This window comes from Candidatus Tisiphia endosymbiont of Dioctria linearis (assembly GCF_964026545.1).
GTDB lineage: Bacteria > Pseudomonadota > Alphaproteobacteria > Rickettsiales > Rickettsiaceae > Tisiphia.
Genome location: NZ_OZ032156.1, coordinates 770,386 through 795,938 on the forward strand (window position 1 = coordinate 770,386; position 25,553 = coordinate 795,938).

At 34.0% G+C, this 25,553-nt stretch carries 20 protein-coding genes, 2 tRNA genes and 1 pseudogene; 6 read left to right on the forward strand and 17 right to left on the reverse strand.

From position 1 onward, the window contains the following. Positions 1–398: 398 nt before the first annotated feature. From AAGD42_RS03755 to ubiE, 7 genes are all read right to left on the reverse strand, one after another. The gene (locus AAGD42_RS03755) at positions 399–2,783 is read right to left on the reverse strand and encodes an N-6 DNA methylase (protein WP_341753299.1); all 2,385 of its coding nucleotides are present in this window, start codon (positions 2,781–2,783) and stop codon (positions 399–401) included. Beyond that, positions 2,696–2,992 carry a hypothetical protein gene (locus AAGD42_RS03760; protein WP_341760707.1) on the reverse strand — a complete coding sequence of 99 codons (297 nt, stop codon included), beginning with the start codon at positions 2,990–2,992 and terminating at the stop codon, positions 2,696–2,698. The genes AAGD42_RS03755 and AAGD42_RS03760 overlap by 88 nt, the downstream gene beginning before the upstream one ends. Before the next feature lie 101 nt (positions 2,993–3,093). Beyond that, positions 3,094–3,216, reverse strand: a complete 123-nt coding sequence (locus AAGD42_RS03765) for a palindromic element RPE2 domain-containing protein (RefSeq protein WP_341753300.1) — start codon at positions 3,214–3,216, stop codon at positions 3,094–3,096. A gap of 173 nt (positions 3,217–3,389) precedes the next feature. Then, on the reverse strand, positions 3,390–9,077 hold the full coding sequence (locus AAGD42_RS03770) for an autotransporter domain-containing protein (RefSeq protein ID WP_341753301.1): 5,688 nt from the start codon (positions 9,075–9,077) through the stop codon (positions 3,390–3,392). 289 nt (positions 9,078–9,366) lie between these two features. Continuing rightward, positions 9,367–10,158: an exodeoxyribonuclease III gene (gene xth, locus AAGD42_RS03775; RefSeq protein ID WP_341753302.1), complete on the reverse strand. Its 792-nt coding sequence runs from the start codon at positions 10,156–10,158 to the stop codon at positions 9,367–9,369. Then, positions 10,155–11,543: a 2-polyprenylphenol 6-hydroxylase gene (gene ubiB / locus AAGD42_RS03780; RefSeq protein ID WP_341753303.1), complete on the reverse strand. Its 1,389-nt coding sequence runs from the start codon at positions 11,541–11,543 to the stop codon at positions 10,155–10,157. The genes xth and ubiB overlap by 4 nt, the downstream gene beginning before the upstream one ends. Continuing rightward, positions 11,540–12,304 (reverse strand): bifunctional demethylmenaquinone methyltransferase/2-methoxy-6-polyprenyl-1,4-benzoquinol methylase UbiE, encoded by a 765-nt coding sequence (ubiE, locus tag AAGD42_RS03785; RefSeq protein ID WP_341753304.1) that lies wholly within the window; start codon positions 12,302–12,304, stop codon positions 11,540–11,542. The genes ubiB and ubiE overlap by 4 nt, the downstream gene beginning before the upstream one ends. A gap of 190 nt (positions 12,305–12,494) precedes the next feature. On the opposite strand from ubiE, the gene mutM reads away from it, so the two are divergent. From mutM to AAGD42_RS03810, 5 genes are all read left to right on the forward strand, one after another. After that, entirely contained in the window at positions 12,495–13,313 is an 819-nt protein-coding gene (gene mutM / locus AAGD42_RS03790) for a bifunctional DNA-formamidopyrimidine glycosylase/DNA-(apurinic or apyrimidinic site) lyase (RefSeq protein ID WP_341753305.1), read from the forward strand. A gap of 83 nt (positions 13,314–13,396) precedes the next feature. Beyond that, positions 13,397–13,789 carry a DNA-directed RNA polymerase subunit omega gene (gene rpoZ, locus AAGD42_RS03795; protein ID WP_341760708.1) on the forward strand — a complete coding sequence of 131 codons (393 nt, stop codon included), beginning with the start codon at positions 13,397–13,399 and terminating at the stop codon, positions 13,787–13,789. Beyond that, on the forward strand, positions 13,786–14,175 hold the full coding sequence (gene acpS, locus AAGD42_RS03800) for a holo-ACP synthase (protein ID WP_341750879.1): 390 nt from the start codon (positions 13,786–13,788) through the stop codon (positions 14,173–14,175). The genes rpoZ and acpS overlap by 4 nt, the downstream gene beginning before the upstream one ends. A gap of 209 nt (positions 14,176–14,384) precedes the next feature. Further along, positions 14,385–14,459, forward strand: a tRNA-Cys gene (locus AAGD42_RS03805). A gap of 21 nt (positions 14,460–14,480) precedes the next feature. Continuing rightward, positions 14,481–15,410: a site-specific tyrosine recombinase XerD gene (locus tag AAGD42_RS03810; protein ID WP_341753384.1), complete on the forward strand. Its 930-nt coding sequence runs from the start codon at positions 14,481–14,483 to the stop codon at positions 15,408–15,410. Positions 15,411–15,420: 10 nt separating this feature from the next. Here AAGD42_RS03810 and AAGD42_RS07135 read toward each other — a convergent pair whose 3' ends face one another. From AAGD42_RS07135 to AAGD42_RS03845, 8 genes and pseudogenes are all read right to left on the reverse strand, one after another. Next, on the reverse strand, positions 15,421–16,533 hold the full coding sequence (locus tag AAGD42_RS07135) for a hypothetical protein (protein ID WP_410520962.1): 1,113 nt from the start codon (positions 16,531–16,533) through the stop codon (positions 15,421–15,423). Positions 16,534–16,596: 63 nt separating this feature from the next. Beyond that, positions 16,597–17,904: pseudogene (gene pheT, locus AAGD42_RS07140) on the reverse strand (phenylalanine--tRNA ligase subunit beta); the annotation flags it as partial. Then, positions 17,901–18,950, reverse strand: coding sequence for a phenylalanine--tRNA ligase subunit alpha (pheS, locus tag AAGD42_RS03820; protein ID WP_341753308.1), 1,050 nt, complete (start codon positions 18,948–18,950; stop codon positions 17,901–17,903). The gene pheS and the pseudogene pheT, both read right to left, overlap by 4 nt. Before the next feature lie 698 nt (positions 18,951–19,648). Continuing rightward, the gene (locus AAGD42_RS03825; protein WP_341751033.1) at positions 19,649–19,975 is read right to left on the reverse strand and encodes a DUF721 domain-containing protein; all 327 of its coding nucleotides are present in this window, start codon (positions 19,973–19,975) and stop codon (positions 19,649–19,651) included. Continuing rightward, positions 19,956–20,975 (reverse strand): MraY family glycosyltransferase, encoded by a 1,020-nt coding sequence (locus AAGD42_RS03830; protein ID WP_341753309.1) that lies wholly within the window; start codon positions 20,973–20,975, stop codon positions 19,956–19,958. The genes AAGD42_RS03825 and AAGD42_RS03830 overlap by 20 nt, the downstream gene beginning before the upstream one ends. Further along, positions 20,972–21,652 (reverse strand): RadC family protein, encoded by a 681-nt coding sequence (radC, locus tag AAGD42_RS03835; protein ID WP_341753310.1) that lies wholly within the window; start codon positions 21,650–21,652, stop codon positions 20,972–20,974. Before radC ends, AAGD42_RS03830 begins: the two co-directional genes overlap by 4 nt. 9 nt (positions 21,653–21,661) lie before the next feature. After that, positions 21,662–22,453: a type I methionyl aminopeptidase gene (gene map, locus AAGD42_RS03840; protein WP_341750874.1), complete on the reverse strand. Its 792-nt coding sequence runs from the start codon at positions 22,451–22,453 to the stop codon at positions 21,662–21,664. A 76-nt stretch (positions 22,454–22,529) separates the two neighbouring features. After that, a complete protein-coding gene (locus AAGD42_RS03845; protein ID WP_250311374.1) occupies positions 22,530–23,102 on the reverse strand; it encodes a cytochrome c oxidase assembly protein in 573 nt (190 codons plus the stop codon). 154 nt (positions 23,103–23,256) lie between these two features. On the opposite strand from AAGD42_RS03845, the gene rpoH reads away from it, so the two are divergent. After that, on the forward strand, positions 23,257–24,138 hold the full coding sequence (rpoH, locus tag AAGD42_RS03850; protein ID WP_341750873.1) for an RNA polymerase sigma factor RpoH: 882 nt from the start codon (positions 23,257–23,259) through the stop codon (positions 24,136–24,138). 270 nt (positions 24,139–24,408) lie between these two features. Here rpoH and AAGD42_RS03855 read toward each other — a convergent pair. After that, positions 24,409–24,481 (reverse strand) — tRNA-Phe (locus tag AAGD42_RS03855). A gap of 202 nt (positions 24,482–24,683) precedes the next feature. Beyond that, positions 24,684–25,529 (reverse strand): peptidylprolyl isomerase, encoded by an 846-nt coding sequence (locus AAGD42_RS03860; protein ID WP_341753311.1) that lies wholly within the window; start codon positions 25,527–25,529, stop codon positions 24,684–24,686. Positions 25,530–25,553: the final 24 nt, after the last annotated feature.

A 25,553-nucleotide genomic window follows, 5' to 3' on the forward strand; every position in this document is an offset into this window, starting at 1 on the left:
AATTTAAATTACTAGATTTCGACTCTTTTTAGCTGCAAATTATAAGATTTTTTTGAAATAGAACTAACTATTCCGGCAAAAATCTTATTAATTTTCGCTTAAAAATACTCAAAATCTAAACAATTAAAATTTTGTTCACAGAGCCTAGGTAAGACACTTTAAAAGTAGTATATGGTCAATATCATTGCGAGTAAGACAGTAGGTAGACTAGGCAATCCACAAAAGTAACCAAAAATCTCTTCATCGACTCACGTCTCCTCACAATGACATCGGTTATTTTTTTGCAATTTTTAAACTGCAATGATGACCTCTAAAACCTTTTCCTCTTCTAACTTTCAACAGTTGTGGAGGCTTATCCCCGACAGTTTCCTAGCCTTAACGGATTGTAGAGGTTAAGATTATAAACCAATATCAACTTTTATATTTTCTATTTTTTCAAGTTCTCTTTTTATATTAGTCTTTATTTCTTCGATTTTACGATATTTTTCTGCTATTTCTTGTTGTTTTGGTAAATCAAATTCACCTGCTGTAGTAATTGGAATTTTGACTTCAATATTTCTTGTTCTTTCTATGGTTGGCTTATATTCCCAATTAAAGTTATTTTTATCTAATGCTTTTTGTAATTCAAACGATAGATATAAACAATCAAGATTATCACATTTTGGGATATACAATCTTGCATCTCCATTTATGCTAAATTTATGTTTTGACCTATAAAAAACTGTGCCAGCATATCCATTGGTAGTAATCTGGATAGATTCAACCTCATGATCAAAATGATTTATATAACCTAAAACACCATCTTGTTTGGTGTTTGCTGAGTAGACAGGATACGAACCTTCATGTTCTTTAATATAAGTCTTAGTGTATTTTGCTACTCCCTTTTTTATATTAAAAATACCCTCTATTTTGATACTTTTGCAACTTCCAATTTCATTCTCAATTTTATAAAGAACGCTATCTTGTAATGATTTGCTAAACTCATTACAGATCATTCCTAAATCCTTAATTATATCGCTAAACTCACTAATTGAAACCATTTGGTCTGTTTCTCCAATAGCTAATTCAATTTTTTCTTCTTTACTCCACCATCTTTCTACAGACCAATTTTTATCACTGTCAAATTCATTTATCGAAACTATCTTACATCTCTTATCATGATTAAGATTTGCAAAATACTTCTTATTACCCTTAAAAGCGTTATACAAATTAACAGCTTCTTTTAAGTCATCTTGCTCAATATCAAATCTATTTACATCTCTGCTTTCACCAATTTCACTAACTAAATAGGTGAATACTGGATTAGTCTGAATATCAGAAATATCGAATTTTTTTGTAATCGCTAAAATATAAGTCTTTTTGGTCGTTGTAAAAAATGTCTTTAATGGCAAAGAAATAATTGCATCAATATAGCAACTATCTAAAATATATTGCCTTAAATTTTTATCGTTCCGTTTATTAAAAATGCCGTCAGGCACAACTATAAAAGCCTTAGCACCTTTCTTAAGAGCTTTTATAATCCACTCCATGAAAAGCCCCTCAATACCCATGGCATTTATCTTATAATAATTTTTTAACGTAGTATTTTTAGCTATCTCTTCTTTTAAATTACTACTACCACTTGTTACATAAGGTGGGTTTGTTAAAATTAAGTCATATTTTTCTTCTTCTGCTTCTGAAAGTGTACCAAGTATTGAGTTTGTTTTTAAAATAAAACTCTCATTAAATATTTTGGCAAATTCCCTAGTTAATCCAATATTATCTTTTATCAGTTCACAAAAATAAATAAGCATATTGGCTTTTGCTAAAATGATGGTTTTTTGCTCATCTTTATCAAAACCCTTATCAAAACCAACTATTTTAACTTTTTGTATTATTTTATTGTTTTCAACTTTAAAGAGCTTATCAAGATCGTTCTTTATAAATTCTAATGGAAATTTTCCCACTCCGCAGGCTGGATCACAAATAGTCATTCCTTCTTTTAGCTCACCTTCTGCCATTTCATTGATAGCACGGACAACTTTAATTGGGGTAAAGAACTGCCCCCAATTCTTTTTACTGATACTTTCTTTTAAAAAACTCTCGAATAACTTACTTTTAAAATCATGGTCAATATGTTCAAGTTTTCCATAATTTTTAAATTTTTGGAGAACTTTTTTAAAGACTATTCCGTAACCATCAACAGCTTTTTGTTCTTTGCTGATAAATATGCTACCATTTATTATGGTGGTCTTGTCTAGGGCATTTTCAGGAAACAGCTCTTTTATTTGTGGTCTGATAATATTTGCATAATGTTGTAAAACTGTATTAGTTTCATTGCCTTCTTCATACATCCCAAGTAAAGTGTAAAAATTATAAGTACCTTGCAATATTTTTAAATCACTTAAATATTTGAATATAAATAATTCAACAAATGTGTATAAGCAATTATCAGGGGTTGCACCGCTAACACTCCAAACATCTTGCCATATTTGTTTTGCTAAATCTGTTGGATTGACTAGTTCTTTTGGTAAAATTCTATCATTTTTCTCATTTATTGATTGTATTATTTCATTGATAACTTTTGGTAAGTTTATATCTTTAGAATCAAAAGGATATTTAAAATCATTACCTTCTTCGGTTTTTACGGTATTACCAGTAGCAACATTAAACCATACCGTCTCTTTGGTATCAGTTGCAATAATTAATTTTGTTTTTAGTTTTTTGGCAACCTCAATTTCTTGCAGAATGGCATTATTTTTTTTATCCTTGGTATTAAAATGTTCAGGTGATTTAAATTCCACAATAGCAATAACTTCTTTTTTTTGGTGATAATGGCATCAACTCTCTTGTTTGATACATTCCCATAATCTATACTTCTTATTATATCAGATTTTTTTAAAGCACTAATAGTTGTTGAACCAATATTATAAAAATTCCAACTCCCTATTTTTTGAGGATTCTTGATTAAATCTCTTTGCAGAAGTTCTTCGCTCATAATTAAATCATCCAATTGTTCAATAACAATTTAAAAGCCACATTATTGTTCCTTTAATTATATCCAAAACAAAACCTGTCAACAATAGATACTTTAATTTAAATTATAGCCTAACCTTAAAACGTACTATAGTCAATTGATGAGAAGTTGGTGACGTCGTCGCTCAATGCTCGCCTATTACTTATAGGCGTCGCTCCATCGCTCCTAGCCCCAAATTCTCCTGAATTGACTATAATCATGAGCGTTCACGGAAAAAAGTTAACGTACAAATCGTCATTGCGAGGAGCCGCTTTGCGGCGACGCGGCAATCCATAAAAGTTGATTAGAAATGGATTGCTTCATCGGCTATGCCTTCTCACAATGACGTTTGAGACACATATACGCCGACGCTTGGCAATCCAATTTTTACTCTCTAGAAGTTCACTTTAACCTTCAAACTACCTTGATGACCAATATATTTATCAGCAATGTGGGCATTATAGGTAACACCATATTCCATCATATTGGATTTCACAGTTAGACCAGTACCAACAGTAAAGGAAACCTTAGCAGGTTTAACTGATTTTGTTGGTAATGGTTCATTCATCCCACCTAACCTTGCATCAATTTTTGGTGATTTTCCTTTGAAATCATAATTAACGTAACCATGCAATTCTGGTATTAGTAGTAATTGGTCAAGTTGGATGTTTGTTGCAGTCCTTAGACCCAAAATACCTTCAAATTTATTGTACGACGTCTTCTTAACAGTTAAGTTTTGGCATACTGTACCACTTTGCACATGACCGTCATCCATAAATTGTGAGTATCTTAGCCCAATGGTTGGCGTAATAGTTAACTTTTCAGAAGGTTGGTAATTATACCCGGTAAGTAGTTGCCCACTATAAGAAGTAGATTTATATTTAGCAACAGTTGTGCCTGTAGTAACTTTCTTATTATCATCAAGAACTACACGTCCTTCTGCGTTTTTAACATCGGTTATGCCATATGATGCTACCGCTTCAGCAAAGAAATTGCTTGGGAATTTATATGAACCATATAAAGAGAAGAGATTAGTAGTACCGTTAGTTTTATCGCCAAATTTCAGATCTTTATGAGACATTTTTGTATCAATTTTGCTATAAGCTACACCAACTAGCAAGTCATCATTTATTAAACCATCAAAGCCAAATATACCACCAACCGATTTTGATCTATAACCACTAATTCCTTTTCGCATTTCTTGGTGACCAACGGCATAAAATGGACTACCCCATACTCCATACGTTACCTTATCATCATCACCCGATGCTACAGGCAGCATATTCACAGACCTTGAAGCAATTTGGGAAGCAACTTGAGAAATTGCTTCACTTACCATAAGTGCTAATTCCATTGAAATTGGATTTGTATTACCAGGTAATAGTTTATCCATTGCCAAAGCACGATTATCTTTATCCATTAGACCAATCTCGCCCAAGTACTTAAAAGCATCACTATCTTTATCAGTTATATTATTCAACAGCTTAAGAAGAGTCGCTCTTTCAGATAAACGGCTAGCAGCATCAGGGTCTTGTGTTTTTGCTGATTCTTCATCTAATTCTATTACGTCTTTTTCTATAACTTTCTTATGAATGTCCTTTGCATGCAGGGTTAGATTGCTAGGATCAATAGTCCAGCTGACAAAGCGGCTTTGTTCATCGAGTTTCAAGTCAACTTTACTTGGATCCAAACTAACACCATTACAATCAACTGACGAAATCAGAACATATTTAGTCTCATCAGGCATTTCACTAATATCCGTCTGTCCCGCTATTGTTACAACCAATTTGTCTAGTTGAGATAGATCCAATTTACCATTACTCAGAATTTCTATATTACCACCATCTAACTTTGATGTGTCATAGAAACTGCGTAATTTTAGCTCTCCTGTCAATTTGGCAGTATTACCATATTTAACTTGGCTAGTTCCAAGATCCATGGTTAAATCTTTAGCGGTTAAATCACCAGTAATAGTTTGTTTTTCACCTAACATAATTATCTTGGCTTGATTGGCTGCAATGCTAGCAAATTTAACGTCTTGTTCCAATATTACATACTTATCTGCAGCAAAGGTTACAGGAGCTGCTGACGTTACTTTTTCTTTAAACCAGACATTATCTGCTAATATTACCTCTCCACCATTAATTGGAGCATTAACCAAGGCTCCACTTTTAAACTGTATCTTGGATGAGCCTTCAGCATTTATTTCTTCCGAACCAATTTGCGTGCTATAGGTAAACTTTTCCAATAACCTTGGTACTCCTGGTACGTCTATAGTTTTTTTCTCAGTACCAGCAAAAGTTGCTGTTTTCTTATCTTTAATGGTTATTTTTTTGGAGTAAACATCACCTTCCGCCGTAGAATTACTATCAAAAGTTACATCAGACAATCTAAACTCATTTGTTCCGAGATTGCCATGAGCAACACTATCATCCGAGTTAAACATTACTATACCACTATCCTTATTTGCGGTAGATATATTGGAATAAAAATTATTACCAATAATGCTGATTGTATGATTACCTAGTAATTTAATCTCTTTTAATCTGTTACTCTTTGATCCAACATTACCGGCTGCAATGGTAAGATTGGCATTTAATGCTAGACTATGTATGCCATTGCCAGTTGTTTCAATATTACTTATAATGCTTTCCTCTTTTAAGGTTAAAATTGCCTCTTTAGAATTAGAGAATAAAACATTACCCGTTGAAATCTTCTTAGTAGCTTGTATATTACCTCCGGCGATTTCTATAGTACCGGTCTCTATTGGAATATTAAGGATCAGCTCTTGTGGGTTATTAAATCTAACCGTACCTTCTCCTGTAAGGCTCTTGGCAGTGAAATTTTTAGAAATCGCAGTAGTTGCACCTTTTAGTATCTTGATATCTCCTTTAGCATTGATTGAATCACCAAATGCGACAGTACCAGCTTTAATTTGGATATTACCAACGGGACTCTTGTCACTCCCGACAACACCATCAATTCTGCTACTCCCATCGAATATTAAATTAACTGCCGTTCCGCCATTTTTGTTAATAGATCCTGTTGAATTAAACTTATCAGCAAAAGTTAAAGTCTGCGTTCCATTCCCTTGGATTTCAGTAATTCCATAATCACCAGTGGCTAATTTTACATTACCATTACCAGCTTGTAATAGTTTTAACTCTTTAATTCCACTTACTTCTCCATCCCCTGCAAACACTAAAGTTGCATTTTTACCCTTTTTGATATCACCACCGATTGTCTTCTGATGTGCCACCGTAACGGTACCTTCATGATTATTAAAATCTACCTCACCTGTGACACCCTTATTGGCAGCTAATTGACCATTACCAGTAAAAGCTACGCTACCAATCGAACCACCAACGGTACTATTGCCCCCATTAACAGTTACAACTTTTGTAACGTTACCATCCACAGTACCATTAGCAGCAAAAATCACATTACCACCAACGTTACCAGTTAACTGACCAGCAGCATTGAAAACTGCATTACCAGTGACGGTACCAGTTAACCGACCAGCAGCATCAAAAGTCACATCACCACCAACGTTACCTGTTAACTGACCAGCAGTAGCAAAAGTCACACCACCACCAACGTTACCAGTTAACTGACCAGCAGCATTGAAAATTACATTACCCGTAATATTATTAGCACCGCGGATAGTAAGTATAGTAGCCTTAGTAAAATTAACATCACCATCAATACCGTTTGTTGCTACCGTACCATCTATATCTGATGTTATAGTATGAGCATATATGGTGGGGTCGATAGTAAGATCCCCATCACCAGAAAACTTCACTTCTTTTAACTTATTAACGTCGGTACCTAATGACTGAGCTGCTGCTTTGGTAATCGTTAACATTTTACCATTATGGACAGAGTTTAATTCAACTATACCTTTACCATTTGCTACTAGACCTGGGTCTAGAGTATTTGCTAAAGTTATAGTCTTGAGAACAGCAGTATTATCACTATTCTGTAAGATTAATCTAGCATCTGGATCCGAGAAATTAATTTGATCACCAACATTAGCTAAAATATTAAAATCACCATGTATTGCATCTAGTACGTAAGTTGCTGCACCAACACCGCCACCACCCGTTGCCCCAATATTAACTGTAGCAATCTGGGCTGAGGTAGCACCCTCATCGGTAAATACCGCTCCCTTAATAACGTTTAACATAGGAACATGGTGTATATCAAATCTATCAGCATCACGACCTGCGATAGTCACCTGACCACGTACATCCAATCTAGTCAGTGTATTACCAGCTGTTCCAAGAGTTTTTGCACCATTAGAATCTAAAGTTAAAGTGTGACCATTTGCACCCTCCAACGACACGATCCCGCCACCACCAGCAACTCCTGGTAAATGATCATAAAAGGTTATGGTGCTATCCACACCATCTGTAAGTAGTCGCAACTCCGAAGCTATATCTAAGAAATTAATTGCTACCCCTGGTCCTGCAGCTGCAGCAGCATCATTAAGAAGAGCAACATTACCAGCGGAAGCGTCTATTGTCAGGAAACCAGCAGCAGGATCAGCAGTACCAATATTTATGGTTTTAATATTACCAATATTTGCATGGGTAGCTTTGAGTCTACCCTGAACATTTAAAGTACCATTAGCACCATTAGCTATTGTTGCATTAAATGTCTTAAGGTCACCCAATGCACCATTAAATGTTAGCGTTCCTCCTGCACCGAAATCAACTTCACCTGCAGCTCCATTAGCTCCACCTCCAAAATCACCAGCAATTTTTACATTGCTGGCGTTAGCAAATTCAAGTTTTTTAGTATAAACGTTTCCCCCTAATATAACCTCTCCACCGGCATTAGCACCTATATTAATCTGGGCTAAAGCCAACGTATCCTCACCAATATTGCCAGTTACCCCACCAGCTCCCAAGAAAGTTAATGTTCCCTTACCATCAACACCACTAATGTTCTTTATAGCACCATTAATGGTTTTATCAGCTGCCAACTTAAGTACAGATCCTGCGGTAAGCGTAGTATCAATAGCAAAAACATTACCACCTAAATTAACTTCTCCAGCACCTATATTTACCTCTAATAAAGAAGCACCAACATCACCAATATTTTCAGTTACTGTACCAGCTCCCAAGAAAGTTAATGTTCCCTTACCATCAACACCACTAATGTTCTTTATAGCACCATTAATGGTTTTATCAGCTGCCAACTTAAGTACAGATCCTGCGGTAAGCTTAGTATCAGTAGCAAAAACATTACCACCTAAACTAACTTCTCCAGCACCTATATTTACCTCTAATAAAGAAGCACCAGCAGCACCAATATTGCCAGTTACCCCACCAGCTCCCAAGAAAGTTAATGTTCCCTTACCATCAACACCACTAATGTTCTTTATAGTACCATTAATGGTTTTATCAGCTGCCAACTTAAGTACAGACCCTGCGATAAGAGTAGTATTAGCAGCAGAAACATTATGGTTTATATTAACCTCTCCACCAGCTATATTTACTGTCGCTAAAGATTTAGTACCACCAATTTCTCCATTTACCGTACTACCAATTCCTAGGTTTAATATCCCCTGACCAACACCAGCACCATCTATGGCATTATGGACGGTGGTATTATCTGCTAGGGTAAGTGTAGCGGTTGCACCATTAAGCGTTACAGCCCCTAACCCTGTGTGATCTACTCCAGCAGATAATGTTAATGTAGTATTGTTATTAATGCTAGCAGTCATAGTATCTCCAAGACCACCACCTCTTAGTATATCACCTCCTATAGTAATATTGCGGTCTATCACGATATTACCAGGATTTGTTGCAGTTATATTACCTATATTGCCAGCAGCACCACTTGCTGCATCAACTGTAAGGGTAACAATACCACCACCATCAAGAGCTTCATTAAATTCTAGGTTATCACCACCATGAAAACCAGCAGTGTGAAGAATACTAAGAGTAGTATGGGTATTACCAATATTAACATCAGCAGCAGCAAAAGCCCCGCTGCTTCCCCCTATGCTTGAGACAATGGAGGCAACTGACACGCTGGTCAGCAAATTTTTTAATAAATTTTGTTTTTTAGCCATATATTTTTATCATATTCCTATTAAAAATCGTCATTGCGAGACCACGTTAGTGGTCGTGGCAATCCATAAAATGTTTAGAAATGGATTGCTTCGTCGTGTGGTTTCCACACTCCTCGCAATGACGTATGCGTTTAAAAATCGTCTTAAGTAGCACTCTTATACGATACACCAAATCTAGTACAACATTTCTTTAATTGTACAATATGCTATCATATACACTAGGTCATGTCAATGACATTGCCTCAATAAATTTAAACGCAGGTGTAATTGCGAGAAGGTGCGACAATTTTTAAACATAGGCGTCTAATGTTAAAAAATAAGGCACATGATCAGAAGGTTGAAGCCATCCCCTAGCTTCTGATAAGGAGCTGACCGATAACATCTTATCTTGTAAGTTACAACTAGTCCAAATATGATCTAATCTACGTCCCCGGTTAGATTTTTGCCAGTCTATGTTTCTATAACTCCACCAAGTATAAAATTTTTGATCATACGGTACGAAATGACGGCTACTATCGATAAAACCCAGGGAAGATTGTAACTCCAACAAGGTTGAACGCTCTATATCTGTATGGCTAACAACATTCCGCAATTGACGACTCGACCATACGTCATGCTCATATGGTGCGATATTTAAGTCTCCTGTTATGATCATCTTACTATTTTTACTACGATTATTAGTCAACCATTGTTGTACTAATTCTAAATATGCCAATTTATGTTTAAATTTCTCATTGATCTTTACATCAGCTATATCTCCACCAGCTGGTACATAAAAATTATGGATTTCTATACCCAGAACTTCAACTGCTACATGCCTTTTATCACTATTATATAATTCAAGGGAGAATCTATTAGTAATAGGAATTTTCGATAAAATTGCTACTCCATTATAAGATTTTTGCCCTGAATAATATATATGATTATAACCCATATCATTAATAGCTTGATGAGGAAATAACTCATTAACTGTTTTGGTCTCTTGGAGAGATATAATATCAGGCTGATGTTGATCAATTAGCTTCTTAAGCAAATTAAGTCGCAAACGTATAGAATTAATATTCCAAGTTACTATTTTCATTTACATAATCTTTCCGATATTTCTATTACTAAATGCTTTAAAAGCCTAATCATCTTTGCCTCTGGGCTAAGATTTTTAGCTGCCCATTTCTTGATCCATGGTTCTATAAGCTGCCACATATTAATTTCTGGATCGAGCTGTTGTCCCACCCCTTCAACTACTACTATAGTTTTCTGTAATAATAGCAATTGTGGTTGCACCTCCATACCAAAATCTTCAGTAATTTTAAATAATTGGGCAAGTAATTTACCTATAGAAATATTTTTGACAGCATATCCTATAATCGGTTCGCTCACTGCTCTACAGGCTTGGGCAAAAAGATCAAGATCGGTATTTTTATCTATATAACCAGCCCGAAGATGGACAAGTGCTACTAGCTTATAGTTTTTACTTAGAAAACCAAATAGGCTCTCAGCAATTGCCATTCTATCTTTATCAGATAATCTACCCATAATACCAAAATCTATTAACACTATGCTACCATCTGACCTAACTAGAATATTGCCAGGGTGCAAATCTGCATGAAAGAAACCATCTCTATATACTTGATTAAAAAACATTACAGCAAATTTCCGAGCTATTTTAGCTAGATCTAAGCCCTGTTCTATCAGCTTATCTCGAGCATAAATTGATGTTCCATCTACCCATTCTGTGGTTATTATATATTCATGCGTCAGTTGCCAATAAATTTTAGGAATATATATATCAACATCATTTTGGAAATTGTCAAACAATTCTGAGGCGGCAGCTGCCTCTAAACGTAGGTCAAGCTCAAACTTCATAGTAGCATTAAATACATCCATTACTGCCACTAATCGTAATCTTTTTAATTTTGTAGATATTCTTGCTACTAGCCTAGCCAGAATATATAAAAGTTTAATGTCCTTATTATATGTGTGATGAATTTCAGGGCGTAATATTTTTACCGCAACCAACTCGCCTGATTTTAGCCTAGCTTTGTGTACTTGAGAAATCGACGCCGCCGCAACTGGTATATCCTCAAAGGCGGAAAATAACTCATCGGCACTTTGTCCAAAAGACTCCTCAATAATTTGTCGTGCGATATCGCTACTAAAAGGCGGCAACTTATCTTGTAGAGATTGCAAATAGTTAGTAATTTTAACTCCGATGAGATCTGGTCTGGTGGAAAGAGTTTGCCCAAATTTTATATAAACAGGTCCTAATTTTTTAAAACAATCAGTTAACCTCATACCAAAATCGTCTTTTGGTAGTTTAAATAAACCAATCGGATAAACTATTATGGTTATCATCCAACCAAGAATTCTTAACCTAGATGGTAATTTTATGGTACCTGGATAAGTCAGAATTTGTTGCTTACTTACCACTCTTAATATATGCCAAAAATTCAATAATAAGCTAATCATCTATAACCACTATGAATAGTAGCAACACCTAAATTAAGATTCTTATAACTAACATCGCTAAATCCAGCATCCTTTAACATAATCGCAAAATTCTCCTGATCTGGGAATAAACTAATACTTTCTACCAAATATTGATAAGCTGCTTCGTTGTTTGCTACAATTTTACCAATCTTAGGAATAATATTAAACGAATAAAACTGGTATAATTGCTTCAGACCCTCATATTGCATTTTAGAGAATTCTAAACATAGAAATTTGCCCTTGGGCTTTAGTACGCGATAAGCTTCTTTTAGGGCATTGTCAATTTTTGACACATTTCTAATACCAAATGCTATAGTATAGCAATCGAAACTATTATCAGGAAAAGGTAATTTTTCCGCATCAGCTACGACATACTCTAATCCATGTAATATGTTACTATCAACAGCTTTATTACGAGCTATCGTCAGCATGTCTAAATTTATATCACACAAAGTGACTTGGGGTAATATATTTTGCTCCTTAGCTTGCTTTATTATCCTAAAAGCTATATCGCCGGTGCCACTTGCAACGTCCAATATATTTGATGTTAAATTAGGAATTTGCCTAACAAATTGATCTTTCCATAAACGATGTATCCCTAAGCTCATTAAGTCATTCATTACATCATATTCATTAGCAACGCTAGAAAAAATATCTCTAACCATATCTCTTTTTTGCTCAAAGGACACTTTGGAAAAACCAAAATTTACTTGACCAGGAAAGTCGTTATTATTATCCATATATTTCTACGAGTTTATATTATAAATCATTATACTCTTCTATTCTGAAGAATTATTTTAGTATATTACTAATTATAATGTACACTAAGTATTTTATGAAGAATATTTTTCTGAGATGACTATTAGTGCTAAGTTGTTTATGTGGTATACATGGTATATAATAAATTAACAATAGTAGTAAAATGTAAAAATGCCAGAACTTCCTGAGGTTGAAACATTAAAACGCTGCCTAGAACAGCGAATAATAGGGGCTACCATAAATAAGCTTGATAAAAGACGGGATAATATACGCTATAGACTGAGCGATCAGTTAGAATCAGATGTAAAATCAGCAAGAATTATTGCTCTAAAACGTCGGGCAAAATATTTGCTAATTGATCTAGATAATTATTATTCGATTATTGTCCATCTTGGTATGACGGGTAGACTAACACTACAACCTAGCGATTATCAGCTACAAAAGCATGATCATGTGATTTTTTCTTTGGGGACTTGTGAGAAATTAGTTTTTAACGATTCACGACGTTTCGGTATGATTTATACTGGGCAAACAAACCTCATTGAAGAAAAATTTTTAGTAAATTTAGGCGTAGAACCTCTGTCAGAGGATATGTCTTATGAATATCTAAAAATAAAATTGCTGAATCGCTCTGTTCCGATAAAAAACTTGCTAATGGATAATCGGATTATTGTTGGTGTTGGTAATATATATGCCTCTGAGAGCCTTTTTATGGCTAAAATACATCCAGGCAGATTGGGTAGTAGTTTGTCAAACAATGAAATAAGTAATTTGTTGTTAGCCGTCAAACATGTCTTAACAAAAGCCATATCAGCAGGCGGAACTACTCTCAAGGATTTTGTTAGTGGCGATAGTAAACCTGGTTATTTCCAACAAGAATTACAGGTCTATGCACGAGAAAATAAAAAATGTTTAAACTGCCAAGGAATAATAAGGAAAATAAAACAATCCGGTAGGGCTAGTTTCTATTGTGCTACTTGCCAAGAATAATAGGAAGTAAAAATTCTATCCTTGAAATATACTTAGTTACTAAGTATACTTAGTTGAATTCTGTAAAATAAAAAGAGAATGTTATGGCTAGAATAACGATTGAAGATTGTATTGGAAAAATTCACGATAGGTTTGAGCTGGTAGCTCTGTCGGCTCAAAGAGCAAATGATATAAATTCTGGTAGCAAAATGACCATTAGTAACGTTAAGGGTGATAAGGCAACTGTGCTGGCATTACGTGAAATAGCGGCTGGTCATGTAACAGTTGCTACCCTAAAAGCCCACTTGCTAAAACGCCTTCGAACAAAAAATAGAATCGATCCTATCGATGAAGAAAACACTGATTCTTCTCTTGATGATGCTGCAGAAGACTTTGATTATTTACCAAGTGGCTCAGATATAAGTGTTACCGAGGACTATTCTGATTTAGATGATCAAGTATTTGATGATAATATCAGTGATAACGAACAAAAATGATTATTGGCATTGGTACAGATATAGTACAAATTCCAAGAATAGAGAGGATATTAAACCTATATGGTCAACGCTTTATAGACAGAATTCTTTCTAAAGAAGAAGTGCAAAAGCTAACCTCTCTAAGTAAAGACCGATATGGTTGTTTTTTGGCAAAAAGATTTGCTGCGAAAGAAGCAGTTAGTAAAGCCCTTGGTGTTGGAATTGGCAGAAATTTACGATTTAAAGACATCTCTGTATTAAATGATGATTTAGGAAAACCGTTTGTTTGGATTTGCCATCCTGAGAATCCAAACAAATTTGAACAGAATTTTGGACAAATTAAAATTCACTTATCTATTTCAGACGATTACCCAACTTCTGTAGCGTTTGCAGTCATTACCTCGTGAGAGCGTTCACGGAAAAAAGTTAAAGTACAAGGCGTCATTGCGAACGTACGTGAGCGTGGCAATCTATTTCTGAGTACTTTTTGGATTTCCGCGTCGCTGTAAAAAGCGGTTCCTCGCTAATAGACGTCTTGCACTTTAAACTTTTTTCCATGAAGGTTCACAAATAAGTTGCCTTTTCCTCTAATATTGGTTAGGATTCAACGTCTTTGGGCTAGGTAGCAAAGTGGTAATGCCGTGGACTGCAAATCCTCAATGCGCCGGTTCGATTCCGGCCCTGGCCTCCATCAAAAGAATATATTAATATGCTGGAATTTATTGAACAATTCCTAGAAGCGATGATAGCAGAACGTGGAGTAGCTAATAATTCCATAGTTAGTTATAAATGCGATCTATTAGATTTTCAGAAATTTTTATTACAAAATAAATTATTAGAGCTAAATATTAAAGCTGAAAATATTAGAGATTGGGTCGAATATTTAGCAGAAAATGGCTTGCAAGCAAGATCAATTAACCGAAAAATATCAACTATAAAAAACTATTATGAATTTTTAATTAGCGAAAAACATACAAATTATAATCCTACTTTGATGGTAGATCTACCAAAATATCAAACTAAACTTCCTGCTACATTATCGATCGATCAAATCAAAACTTTACTTTTATATTGTGATCAAGATAAAAGCCCTGATTCCGTACGTCTAAAAGCAATGATTCATTTATTATATGCAAGTGGGTTACGTGTTTCTGAGCTTGTCAGTATTAGACTAACTGATATTTTAGTAAATCAAATATCCCAAAATATTAAAAGAATATTTTCTATAACTGGTAAGGGCAATAAAGAAAGAATGGTGATTATCAATGAACAGGCTGCCCTTAGTTTGCTAGATTATTTAACTATTCGCAGTAACTTTGTCAGCAGAAAACATTTAAAAAGTCAAATTTACTTATTTTGTTCTTCTGCCGCTAGTGGTCATATGACTAGACAGAATTTTGCAATTCTTTTAAAACAAGCAGCTATTAAGGCTGGGTTAAATCCAGATAATATCTCCCCACACACTTTACGTCACAGTTTTGCTAGCCATTTGCTAGAAGGTGGTGCAGATCTTAGAGTAATTCAAGAACTACTTGGGCATGCTGATATTAGTACTACCCAAATATACACCCATATCCAAACAAAGCATCTAAAACTTGCCTTAGATCGTCATCCGCTTAAGTCAGCTATAATCAAACGCTGAGCGTTCACATTTATTCTCTTAATTTACCTTGGAATTTCTCGTAAGCAGTTGCAATAACTTCCTGATTTAATAAATTTAAGTCTGCTTCATTTAACGTCCGATCATCTGCTTGAAATTGCACTTTAATTGCCACCGATTTTTTACCGGAAGGTAGTTTGTCTCCTGAATAAACATCAAATAGATCAACTGATTTTATCATTTTTTTATTAGAATTTTTGATATAAGCAATTATCTTGCCAACCGGTTGCTCTAGATCAACTACAAAAGCATAGTCTCTAAAGGTTGGTTGGAAGTCGGAAACAATAAAGTCGTCTCTTTTAGCAAATTTTGCTTTAGTAAATGGTATATTGGCAATATTTATCTCAAAGGCAAATATCTGGCAGTCAATATCAAAATATTTTAATATAGAGGGATGAATTTGTCCAAAATATGCTATGACATTCTTACCAAGTTTTATAATGTTTGAGTTTGTCGGATGGTAATAAGGTAAATCAACAGGAGCAAATTGGCACTTATCAATAGGCAAACCTGCATAATTTAAAACATTTTCTAAGTCAGATTTAATGTCAAAAACATCTACGGGGCGGGCTGTAGAATGGCAATCTTTTTCGTTATATAGCCCACATCTTACCGCCGAAGCAAAAATCAATTCACCATCGGATGTGCAAGAGTTAAAGATTGGCCCCAATTCCATCAAAGCAATATCTTTAATGGATCTTGTTAGATTCTTTTGCACTAATTTAAGTAATTTGGCAATGATGCTAGGTCGCATATAATTATTATCAACATTAATAGGATTTAGCAAAAATAGCTCCTCTTTTATTGGAGCAAATAATTTTGCTATTTCACTATCCATGAATGAGTTTGTTACTACCTCATCATACCCGCAACTGGCTAAAATTCTTTTAATATCAGAAACTCTTCGTTGTTCTTTAGGTACAATCCTTGCTAATTGTATCTCTGGTAATTTAACCGGATGTAACTTGTCATAACCGTAAATACGAACAATCTCTTCAACAATATCTTCTTTAATTGTGATGTCATGTCGCCAGGAGGGTATGGTAAGTTTGAGACTATCACCTACATAGTCAATTGATGAAAAGTTGGGGACGTTGTCGCTCAATGCTCGCCTATTACTTATAGGCGTCGCTCCATCGTTCCTAGCCCCAAATTCTCCTGAATTGACTATATCTACAATAAAACCAAGCTTCTTTAGAATATCACAAATCTCGGTTTTGCTTAGGTTTAGACCGGTTATTTTAGCTAGGCAATTGATAGGGAAGTTCAGGGATTTTTGCTCAAGGTTGAGTTCCCCATTATACACTATATCAGAAATTTCACCTCCACAAATAGCTAAAATCATTTTACTTGCAATATTTAAGGCTTTTAAGGTAAAATTTTGATCAATATTACGTTCAAAACGATAACGCGAATCAGTATCAATCTGCAGACGCCTACCAGTTTTAGTAATATATTTAGCAGAAAAACATGCCGCTTCTAGCAGAATATTTTGCGTTTCAAGCCCACAACTACTACTATCTCCTCCTATAATACCAGCAAGAGCAAGTACTTGTCCGTCATCTTGAACTACCAAATCTCCTGCATCTAAATCATATTCTTTGCCATTTAAAGCTGCAAATTTAATTTTTTCTTTAACAGTTGCAACTTGGATATTATCTGATAATTTACTTCTATCATAGGCATGCATTGGTTGCCCGAAGCTATATGATATGTAGTTAGTAACGTCCACTATAGCCGAAACTGGTTTTACGCCAATATTTTGCAATAACTGTTTTAACCAATCAGGGCTTAGCTTATTTTGTAAATTTCTTATTTCTCGAAATCCGAATAAAGGACACGCCTCTTTATTTTCTACTTGTAAACTCAAGCTAGATTTAAATTCTCCGGCAATTTCCGCTATCTCTAGTTCTTTAAGTGTACCAATACCACTAGCAGCAAGATCTCTAGCTATACCATAGACGCCAAGAGCATCGCCACGATTGGGGGTAACATTAATATCAAAGACAGGATCATTATACCCATAATATTGTATAAGTGACTCGCCTACTTTAGCCTCTTGCGTCAGTTCTATGATACCTTCTGAATTAGTACCAAGTAATAATTCCTCTTCCGAACATAGCATACCACAACTTTTTTCTCCACGAATTACCGATTCTTTAATTTTAAATTTACCATTTGGAATTTCACAGCCAATTTTTGCCAATACTACTTTAATATTCTCCCTAGCATTACTTGCTCCGCAAACTATCTGTAAAATTCCTTCATTAGTTTGGACTTGACATATCTTAAGTTTATCCGCCGAAGGATGGGGTTTAGTAGTTAGTATGTGAGCTACTTCAAAATCTTTCAGCTCCGCCCTTCTATCTACGATTTCTTCTACTTCTAGACCGAGCATAGTCAAGCACTCGGCAATACCTGCAACAGAAACATCTGTATCTAAGAATTTTTTTAACCATGATAGAGTAAATTTCATCTTGTTAACCCCCCAGCTAGAGTTGGTATATCAAAAGCAGAGAAATTATAGTGTTTTAACCATCTTATATCTCCTTCAAAAAATTGTCTAAGATCTTTGATCCCGTATTTTAACATAGCAAAACGTTCAACACCTAGCCCAAAAGCAAATCCTTGATAATGATCACTATCTATATTAACATTTTTCAGAACGTTTGGATGAACCATACCGCAACCAAGTACCTCAAGCCATTTATTACTATCTGGCATCTTAATATCCACTTCGGCAGATGGTTCAGTAAATGGGAAGAAACTTGGTCTAAAACGTATTTCAATATTTGTTTGTTCAAAAAAGTCTTTGATAAATTCCGTGATAAGGTATTTTAAATGCCCCATATTAATATTTTCATCGAGTACTAGACCTTCAATCTGGTGGAACATTGGTGTATGCGTCATATCGGAATCTGATCTATAAGTTCTACCAGGAGCAATAAACCTAAAAGGCGGTTTATCATTTTGCATGGTTCTAATTTGTATTGTTGAAGTGTGGGTACGTAGTAACAGAGGATCGGCTCCTTCTTTTGCTTTTAGGTAGAAAGTGTCATGCATCTGCCTGGCAGGGTGGTCTTCATAAAAATTGAGGGCAGTAAAATTATACCAGTCATTTTCGATATTTGGACCATCCTTAATGGTTAGCCCAAATTTTGCAAATATTTGAATTAATTCTTCGGTAGCTTGGGTAATGGGGTGAATGCTGCCCTTCTTGTGCTGTCTAGCTGGAATGGTTAAATCTGTCTTTTCTTCAGCAAATTGCTTATTTAATTCAAATTCCTCCAAAATAGTTTGTTTTGCTTGTAGCAAATTACTAATCTGCTCTTTAAGCAGATTAACTATCTCACCTAACTTTTTGCGATCATTTGGTTCAAGATCGCCCAGTTTTTTCATTTCTTGAGTGAGTAAGCTTTTTTTGCCAAGAAACTCTACCCTAATTTGTTGCAATCCTGATAAAGTTTGAGTTGCCTCTATACTGCTTTGAGCAGATTCTAATATTTGGTTTAGATTATCCATAATAAGTTAATTTAAGTAATAATATCAAGTAAATTAAAGGAGATTAGACTAAGTTTCATCAGATGTCTAGACTAAATAAATTATTATTGTTGTTGTTTAACGGATTAAACTAACCCGACTAGCATTAAGCAAAATTCACAGATGTTTATTAGTGAGGAGATACTTTAGTAGCGACGAAGCAATTGTAAGTTAAAAGTATGGTATATAGATATTGAAGCTAATGTAAATAGTGGTTTATATTGACTTTAAGGGGTATTCAGCAATAGCCATAATAATGACTATTGTTGTGTGGGTGTGAGCGACCGTGTAGCAATTAGTTTTAAGACCGAATGGATCCTGGTACTCTAGCCCAAATCCCCGAGACGTTTGAATAGTTGATAGGGATGCTTTTGCACGCCCGCTTACAATCGTAAACATTAAATATCTCGAGGTATGTATGCTATTATATAATAATTTTATCGGTCTTGATATAGGAAAATTCAATTTTGTTGTGCAATTCATGGTATAGCTAATCTTATAGCCAAATCCCAATAAATATGATATAATGATGTCATTATGACATATTCAATAGATTCTCGAAAGAAAGTATTTAAGATAAAAGAAAAAGAAGGGTTAAGTTTTGCAGAAACATAGAAACTTTTTAGTACATTGAACCTTCTTTATTGCTCAATTATTCTTACCATAGCTTTATCTTTATATCAAATTATTTTGTTAAAAGTGCCATATATTGTAGTTTTTATGCTATGTATAGCCTTAAAACCTAGATAAACCGAAATACGCTCAATGATTATCTGTTGATAGTATGATATTTCTAAAGCAATGCTCGAATTTTCTGCTTGTACATGTAAAATATTTATTAGCTGTCCTTTCTCTTTAATTTTAGATATTTTTAGAGGGGTAGTTTTGCTACTAAATTTTGCTCCAACAATCTTGTTCCAATTAATCATAATTTCTGCAAGCAATGGGTGCTGCTTGCCAAAAATTCGTCTAATAATTATGTTGATGTCATGGCTGAGTGGTTTCATGGGCAAAATTAATGATTGTAACCATTACTACTAATACAGCAAAAATAATTGATACTAAAGGAAAATATAGAGAACTGATTGATAATATCATAAGTAATATATTGCATATTATAATTCTATACACTACTTCCCTATGACTTTTACCATTTCTAACTGCTTTTTGAAAAAAATGCTTTAAATGAGGTTGCCAAATCTTTTCCTTATTAAGTAGTCTAATTAATATGGTTAGTCCTCCATCGGTCATGTAATATAAGCTAGCAATAGATGAAGCAATAAATAAATGAATACTAGAAGCTGAAATAAGTATTAAACATAAACCTAATAAAAATCCTAAACTTATGCTACCTACGTCTCCTATAAAAATTTTAGCAGGATGCCAGTTAAATATCAAAAAACCTATAGAACATCCCAATATAATGATATTAAGTACAATAATAAAATTTATATTTATTATTGTATCATACTTTAAATAACAAAGTATCAATATGGTGATGGATAAATGAATAGATTCAGCACCACTAATACCATCTATTCCATCAAGAAAATTATAAATATTTAAAAAGGTAATCAAGTATATTATGGATAACACAAAATCAATATATAATGGTAATTCGTAATGAAACAATAATGCTGGAGATAAAAATAATATAATGCTTATTGTGGAACAAATTATGTGAATAATTAGTCTTATAAATACAGGAATAGAGACAAGATCATCTAAAAATGAAATTGTAGAAATGATCAGTAATAATGGTACAATTTTAATTGAGTTTATCAACATTTCTGTTACAAAATATTCATAGGTGATAAGACCAATTATTACCACTATTACTATAGCAAGCCCACCTCCTCTTGGTGTAATTTTATTGTGTGCTCTACGTGGATCCGGTATATCCACCATTCCAAAAGAGGGAAGATTGAAAATCAATAGCCAAGTAAAAAAGCTTGTTGCTATAAAAGATAACAAAAATAAAAAACTATAATTAATAAAATCACTCATAACAACATATTAGATTTAAAACTGAAATATTCATTAGCTGCAATAATCACGTGGTCATGAACAGATATATTCACATTAGCACAAGTTTCTACTATTTTGTGTGTTAGTTTTATATCAGTATTTGAAGGTTTACTAACACCACTTGGATGATTATGTACCAGTATAATTGCACCAGCTTCATTAAATAAAGCTCTTTTAATTATTTCTCTTGGATATATTGTTGCCTGATCTATGGTGCCTTGGCTTAAAACTTCATCAGCAATCAGGATATTCTTTTTATTTAGAAATAAGATACGAAACTGTTCTGTCTTCATATTGCCCATAGTTGCTTTCAGATAATCTATTAGAATGCTCCAAGAGCTAATGACATTATGATTCATTACTTTTTGTTTTAGCATCCTGTTAGTTAATTCACGCATAGTAACAAAATTTATGTATAAATTATCATTAGTCCCTTTAATATTAAGTAGTTTTTCTTTATCTGTATTTATTAAATCAGCCAGACTACCAAATCGCGTTAGTAATTCCTTCGCTAATGGTTTTACATCTTTTCTAGGTATTACAGAAAATAATATCATTTCAAGTAATTCATAATTCGCAAGATTCTCTGCAGACATAACAATACGTTGCCTTAGACGTTGTCTATGTCCAATATAATGAGGAGTATCATCTTTCATATTGTTCTATTATAAATCTATTTTATAAGGTGGATATGTCAAGTGTTTTGGTGACAAAGTAAAAATGTCAAAACCATCTTTGGTTACACCCAAACTATGCTCAAATTGTGCTGATAATGATTTATCACTTGTGGTAACTGTCCAATCGTCTAATTTACTTAGATGGGTAGAGTGATGTCCAGCATTTACCATTGGTTCAATAGTAAAAAACATACCTTCTTCTAATACCAAGCCAGTGCCAGCTTTACCGTAATGTAGAACATCCGGTTTTGTATGGAATATACGCCCTATCCCGTGACCAGTATAATTTCTAACAACTGAATAATTATGCTTCTCAACATAAGTTTGTATAGCATTTCCGATAGTTCCTAAATGTACTCCTGGTTTCACTAGTTCAATTCCTATCATCATAGCATCATAAGTAACTTGCACTAAGCGTTTTGCTTTAATTCCGACATCACCAACGTAAAACATTCTACTAGTGTCACCGTACCATCCATCAACAATTACGGTAACGTCAATGTTTATGATATCACCATTCTTAAGGAGTTTATCATTTGGGATACCATGGCATACTACATGGTTAACAGAAGTGCAAATTGATTTTGGGAAGCCATTATAGTTTAAAGGTGCAGGGATTGCATTATTGGATACAATAAAGTCATGGCAAAGATCATTTAAATAAATGGTACTTACCCCTGGTTTTACATAATTAGTAATGAAATCTAAGGTTTCTGCAGCAAGTTTACCTGCAATATGCATTTTCTTAAAGTCTTCGGCTGTATGAATGGTTATAGTCATAAAATAATTAACTTTTTTTATTAAAATTATCTGTTGAAAGTAGAAATATATACTAAATTTTCACTTTTTTAAATTATTATTTGAATTTCATTGGATCTTTTTCAACAACCCTGACTTTATAGAAGCTATAAGATAGGGTTATTGTCTCAACATCATTCATTTCTTTATCTTCCTCAAAATCAGAGTCTATAAAAAATGTTACGGGCATTAACATTTTCTCTCTTGCTTTTAATAACTGTTCTTCAAAACAAAAACAATGTATTTTAACAAAATATTTACCGGCTTTATTGGGTGTAACATTATAAACGGAAGTTCCTATTATATCATCGTTGCTTAGATTTTCAGACTCGTAAAAAATTAGTGTATTTTGTCCTGGAATAACTGTAGCCCTTCTTTGTTTAGGAATAAATCGCCAAGGTAAATTACTATCAACATTAGAGTCAAATTCTATAGTTATCACTCTAGTTCCCTTTTTAGGGGAATATATATTAAATTCCTGTCTTACGGTGGTGCCGCCATAACCAGTGACTTTACAAAATAAATTATAAATTGGTATCGATGCAAAGCTTAAAAAAACCATACTAAATGCTAAGCTAACTAAGGCTAAGGCAAATTTCCTATTGGAACGTCTATTAGGATCTGTGAACATTTCTCTTTAATGGGCTCCGTCCATTATACCTATTTGGATTAGCTCTATTGTAAAAAATCAAATTTTAACTTTTTACGAAAAGTTTATTTAAAATATCTTAAACTTATGATATTATATACTCGTTTTAATAAAACAACCTATTTTAAGGTATTATATGACTAACAAAATCAGTGTGCCAGTAATTTCTGCAGAATCAGGATTTTATCAATATTTGCAAAAAATTAATAAAGTTCCATCACTCTCACAAGAGGAGGAATTTTTACTTGCCAAAGCCTATCTTGAACAAAATGATCTAGAAGCTGCGCATAAGTTAGTAACTAGCCACTTGAAATTAGTAGCAAAAATTGCCATTAGATATAGAAATTATGGACTACCTCTAAATGAGCTTGTATCAGAAGGGAATTTAGGGCTTATGCAAGCAGTAAAAAAATATAATCCTGATTTGGGTTTTCGTTTGTCTACTTATGCTTTGTGGTGGATTAAAGCTTCAATCCATGAATATGTCTTAAAATCTTGGTCTTTAGTTAAAATGGGTACTACGGCAGCACAAAAAAAATTATTCTTTAGTCTTGGTAAAATTAAGCATAAAATTGCTAACCTATATTCAAGGGCTGTCACAGATCAAGATTTTGTTCAAATCGCTCAAGAACTTGGAGTGACTACCAATGAAGTTAGTGAAATGAATGCTAGATTATCTGGTCCAGACTTATCGCTGAACAATTTGGTAAATGGTGATGATAATAGTAGTAGCGAATTAATTGAATTTTTACCAGAAACTCGTCCAAGTCAAGAGCTAAGATTAATTAGCCAAGAGGATTCTGCTAATAAGCATAACTTGTTAACCCAAGCGATGAAGATCTTAAATGATCGCGAATTACATATTCTTACTGAGCGTAAATTAACAGATTCTCCAAAAACCCTCGATACTCTTAGTATGGAATATAAAATTTCTAAGGAAAGGATTAGACAGATTGAAAATGCCGCATTTGAGAAAGTGAAAAACTTTATACTACAACAAGTGCCAAAACCTGTTTAAAAATCTATTTAGATATTTCAATCGTCATTGGCGAGGAGACCGTAGGTCGACGCAGCAATCCATTTATGGTCATTTTTGGATTGCTGCGTCGCCGCAAAGCGGCTCCTCGTAATGACGATTGGGTATCACATCCCTCCCTTCTTTCTTTCAAATACTTTCTCATCATCCTAATGTCGAACTAAGGTTACATATAGATAAAAGATAATTGCTATGGGAGTATACTCAAATGATTTGGAGAATTGTTTTTTACAAATTTTATTGTAGAGACGGTGGCCAGAGCCGGGATCGAACCAGCGACACAAGGATCTTCAATCCTTTGCTCTACCAACTGAGCTATCTGGCCGCTTTTTACTAAAGGTCTATAGTCAATTGATTAGAAGTTGGGTCGCTCAATGCTTGCCTATTACTTACAGGCTCCATCGTTCCTAACCCCAAATTCTCCTGAATTGACTATAAAGGTCTAGTGTTTGCAAAAGATGCAAAGAGACCAAAACTTGTTAAGGCATGATCTCTACCCTTAGCGCATCTTTGAATATAATACTAGGCTATTTTTTAGCCTCATCTGTTACTTGTGACTGTGGTAATATTATTTTGATATCAGCTTTACTCTCAAGATCAGCAACATACTTTAATATAGCATCTCTACTAAGTTTATTGGTTATATTAACAGTAGCTTCCTCCTTAGAAGGTATCTGTGCAGGTCTTTTATCAAGTACAGTAATAATATGCCACCCAAACTGAGTTTTAACCGGAGAAGAGATTTCATTTACTTTCATTGATAATGCTTTATTTTCAAATTCAGGTACTAATTGCCCAGAAGTAATATAGCCTATTTCTCCGCCATTTTCTTTAGAACCTTCATCTTTTGACAAATCTTTAGCAAGCTTAGCAAATTTTTCTCCTTTATTAAGCCTATTTTTTATATTTACTGCTTCTTTTTCAGTTGCAAGCAAAATATGGCTTACTTTTACTTCTTCTTTTCCTTTTAAGCTAGCAACTAGCTTATCATATTCAGCATTAATCATCTTCTCATCAACATGAGATTTTACATAACGCTCCATCAATTCTTGCTGAACCATTTGGTTTTTCGCTATATTCAATTTAGTTTGAAATTCTTTTGAAGATTCAATATTAGAATTTTTAGCTTCTTGCTCAAGCAATTTTGTATCGATATAACCACGAACTAACATTTCCTGTATATTTGCATTAAGATCAGAAAATTTCTTACCTTTAGCACTTGGTTGGTTATCTAAAGAAGACTGGAATTGCTGCATAATCTGCGATTCTTTTACTTCGCCACCTTTATAGGTAGCAACAACTTTATCTTCGTTAGCGAAAGCACTGCTCGCAAGTAAGCTAGCAGATAAAAAAGCTATAGATATTCTTTTCATTTGTTATCCATTTATATTTATTAT

What these genes read in the sequence shown, in the direction of transcription:
- AAGD42_RS03765 (WP_341753300.1), bottom strand. Translation starts at nt 3,216, where the DNA reads ATGATTATAGTCAATTCAGGAGAATTTGGGGCTAGGAGCGATGGAGCG.
- AAGD42_RS03770 (WP_341753301.1), bottom strand. Translation starts at nt 9,077, where the DNA reads ATGGCTAAAAAACAAAATTTATTAAAAAATTTGCTGACCAGCGTGTCA.
- xth (WP_341753302.1), bottom strand. Translation starts at nt 10,158, where the DNA reads ATGAAAATAGTAACTTGGAATATTAATTCTATACGTTTGCGACTTAAT.
- ubiB (WP_341753303.1), bottom strand. Translation starts at nt 11,543, where the DNA reads ATGATTAGCTTATTATTGAATTTTTGGCATATATTAAGAGTGGTAAGT.
- ubiE (WP_341753304.1), bottom strand. Translation starts at nt 12,304, where the DNA reads ATGGATAATAATAACGACTTTCCTGGTCAAGTAAATTTTGGTTTTTCC.
- mutM (WP_341753305.1), top strand. Translation starts at nt 12,495, where the DNA reads ATGCCAGAACTTCCTGAGGTTGAAACATTAAAACGCTGCCTAGAACAG.
- rpoZ (WP_341760708.1), top strand. Translation starts at nt 13,397, where the DNA reads ATGGCTAGAATAACGATTGAAGATTGTATTGGAAAAATTCACGATAGG.
- acpS (WP_341750879.1), top strand. Translation starts at nt 13,786, where the DNA reads ATGATTATTGGCATTGGTACAGATATAGTACAAATTCCAAGAATAGAG.
- pheS (WP_341753308.1), bottom strand. Translation starts at nt 18,950, where the DNA reads ATGGATAATCTAAACCAAATATTAGAATCTGCTCAAAGCAGTATAGAG.
- AAGD42_RS03825 (WP_341751033.1), bottom strand. Translation starts at nt 19,975, where the DNA reads ATGAAACCACTCAGCCATGACATCAACATAATTATTAGACGAATTTTT.
- AAGD42_RS03830 (WP_341753309.1), bottom strand. Translation starts at nt 20,975, where the DNA reads ATGAGTGATTTTATTAATTATAGTTTTTTATTTTTGTTATCTTTTATA.
- radC (WP_341753310.1), bottom strand. Translation starts at nt 21,652, where the DNA reads ATGAAAGATGATACTCCTCATTATATTGGACATAGACAACGTCTAAGG.
- map (WP_341750874.1), bottom strand. Translation starts at nt 22,453, where the DNA reads ATGACTATAACCATTCATACAGCCGAAGACTTTAAGAAAATGCATATT.
- AAGD42_RS03845 (WP_250311374.1), bottom strand. Translation starts at nt 23,102, where the DNA reads ATGTTCACAGATCCTAATAGACGTTCCAATAGGAAATTTGCCTTAGCC.
- rpoH (WP_341750873.1), top strand. Translation starts at nt 23,257, where the DNA reads ATGACTAACAAAATCAGTGTGCCAGTAATTTCTGCAGAATCAGGATTT.
- AAGD42_RS03860 (WP_341753311.1), bottom strand. Translation starts at nt 25,529, where the DNA reads ATGAAAAGAATATCTATAGCTTTTTTATCTGCTAGCTTACTTGCGAGC.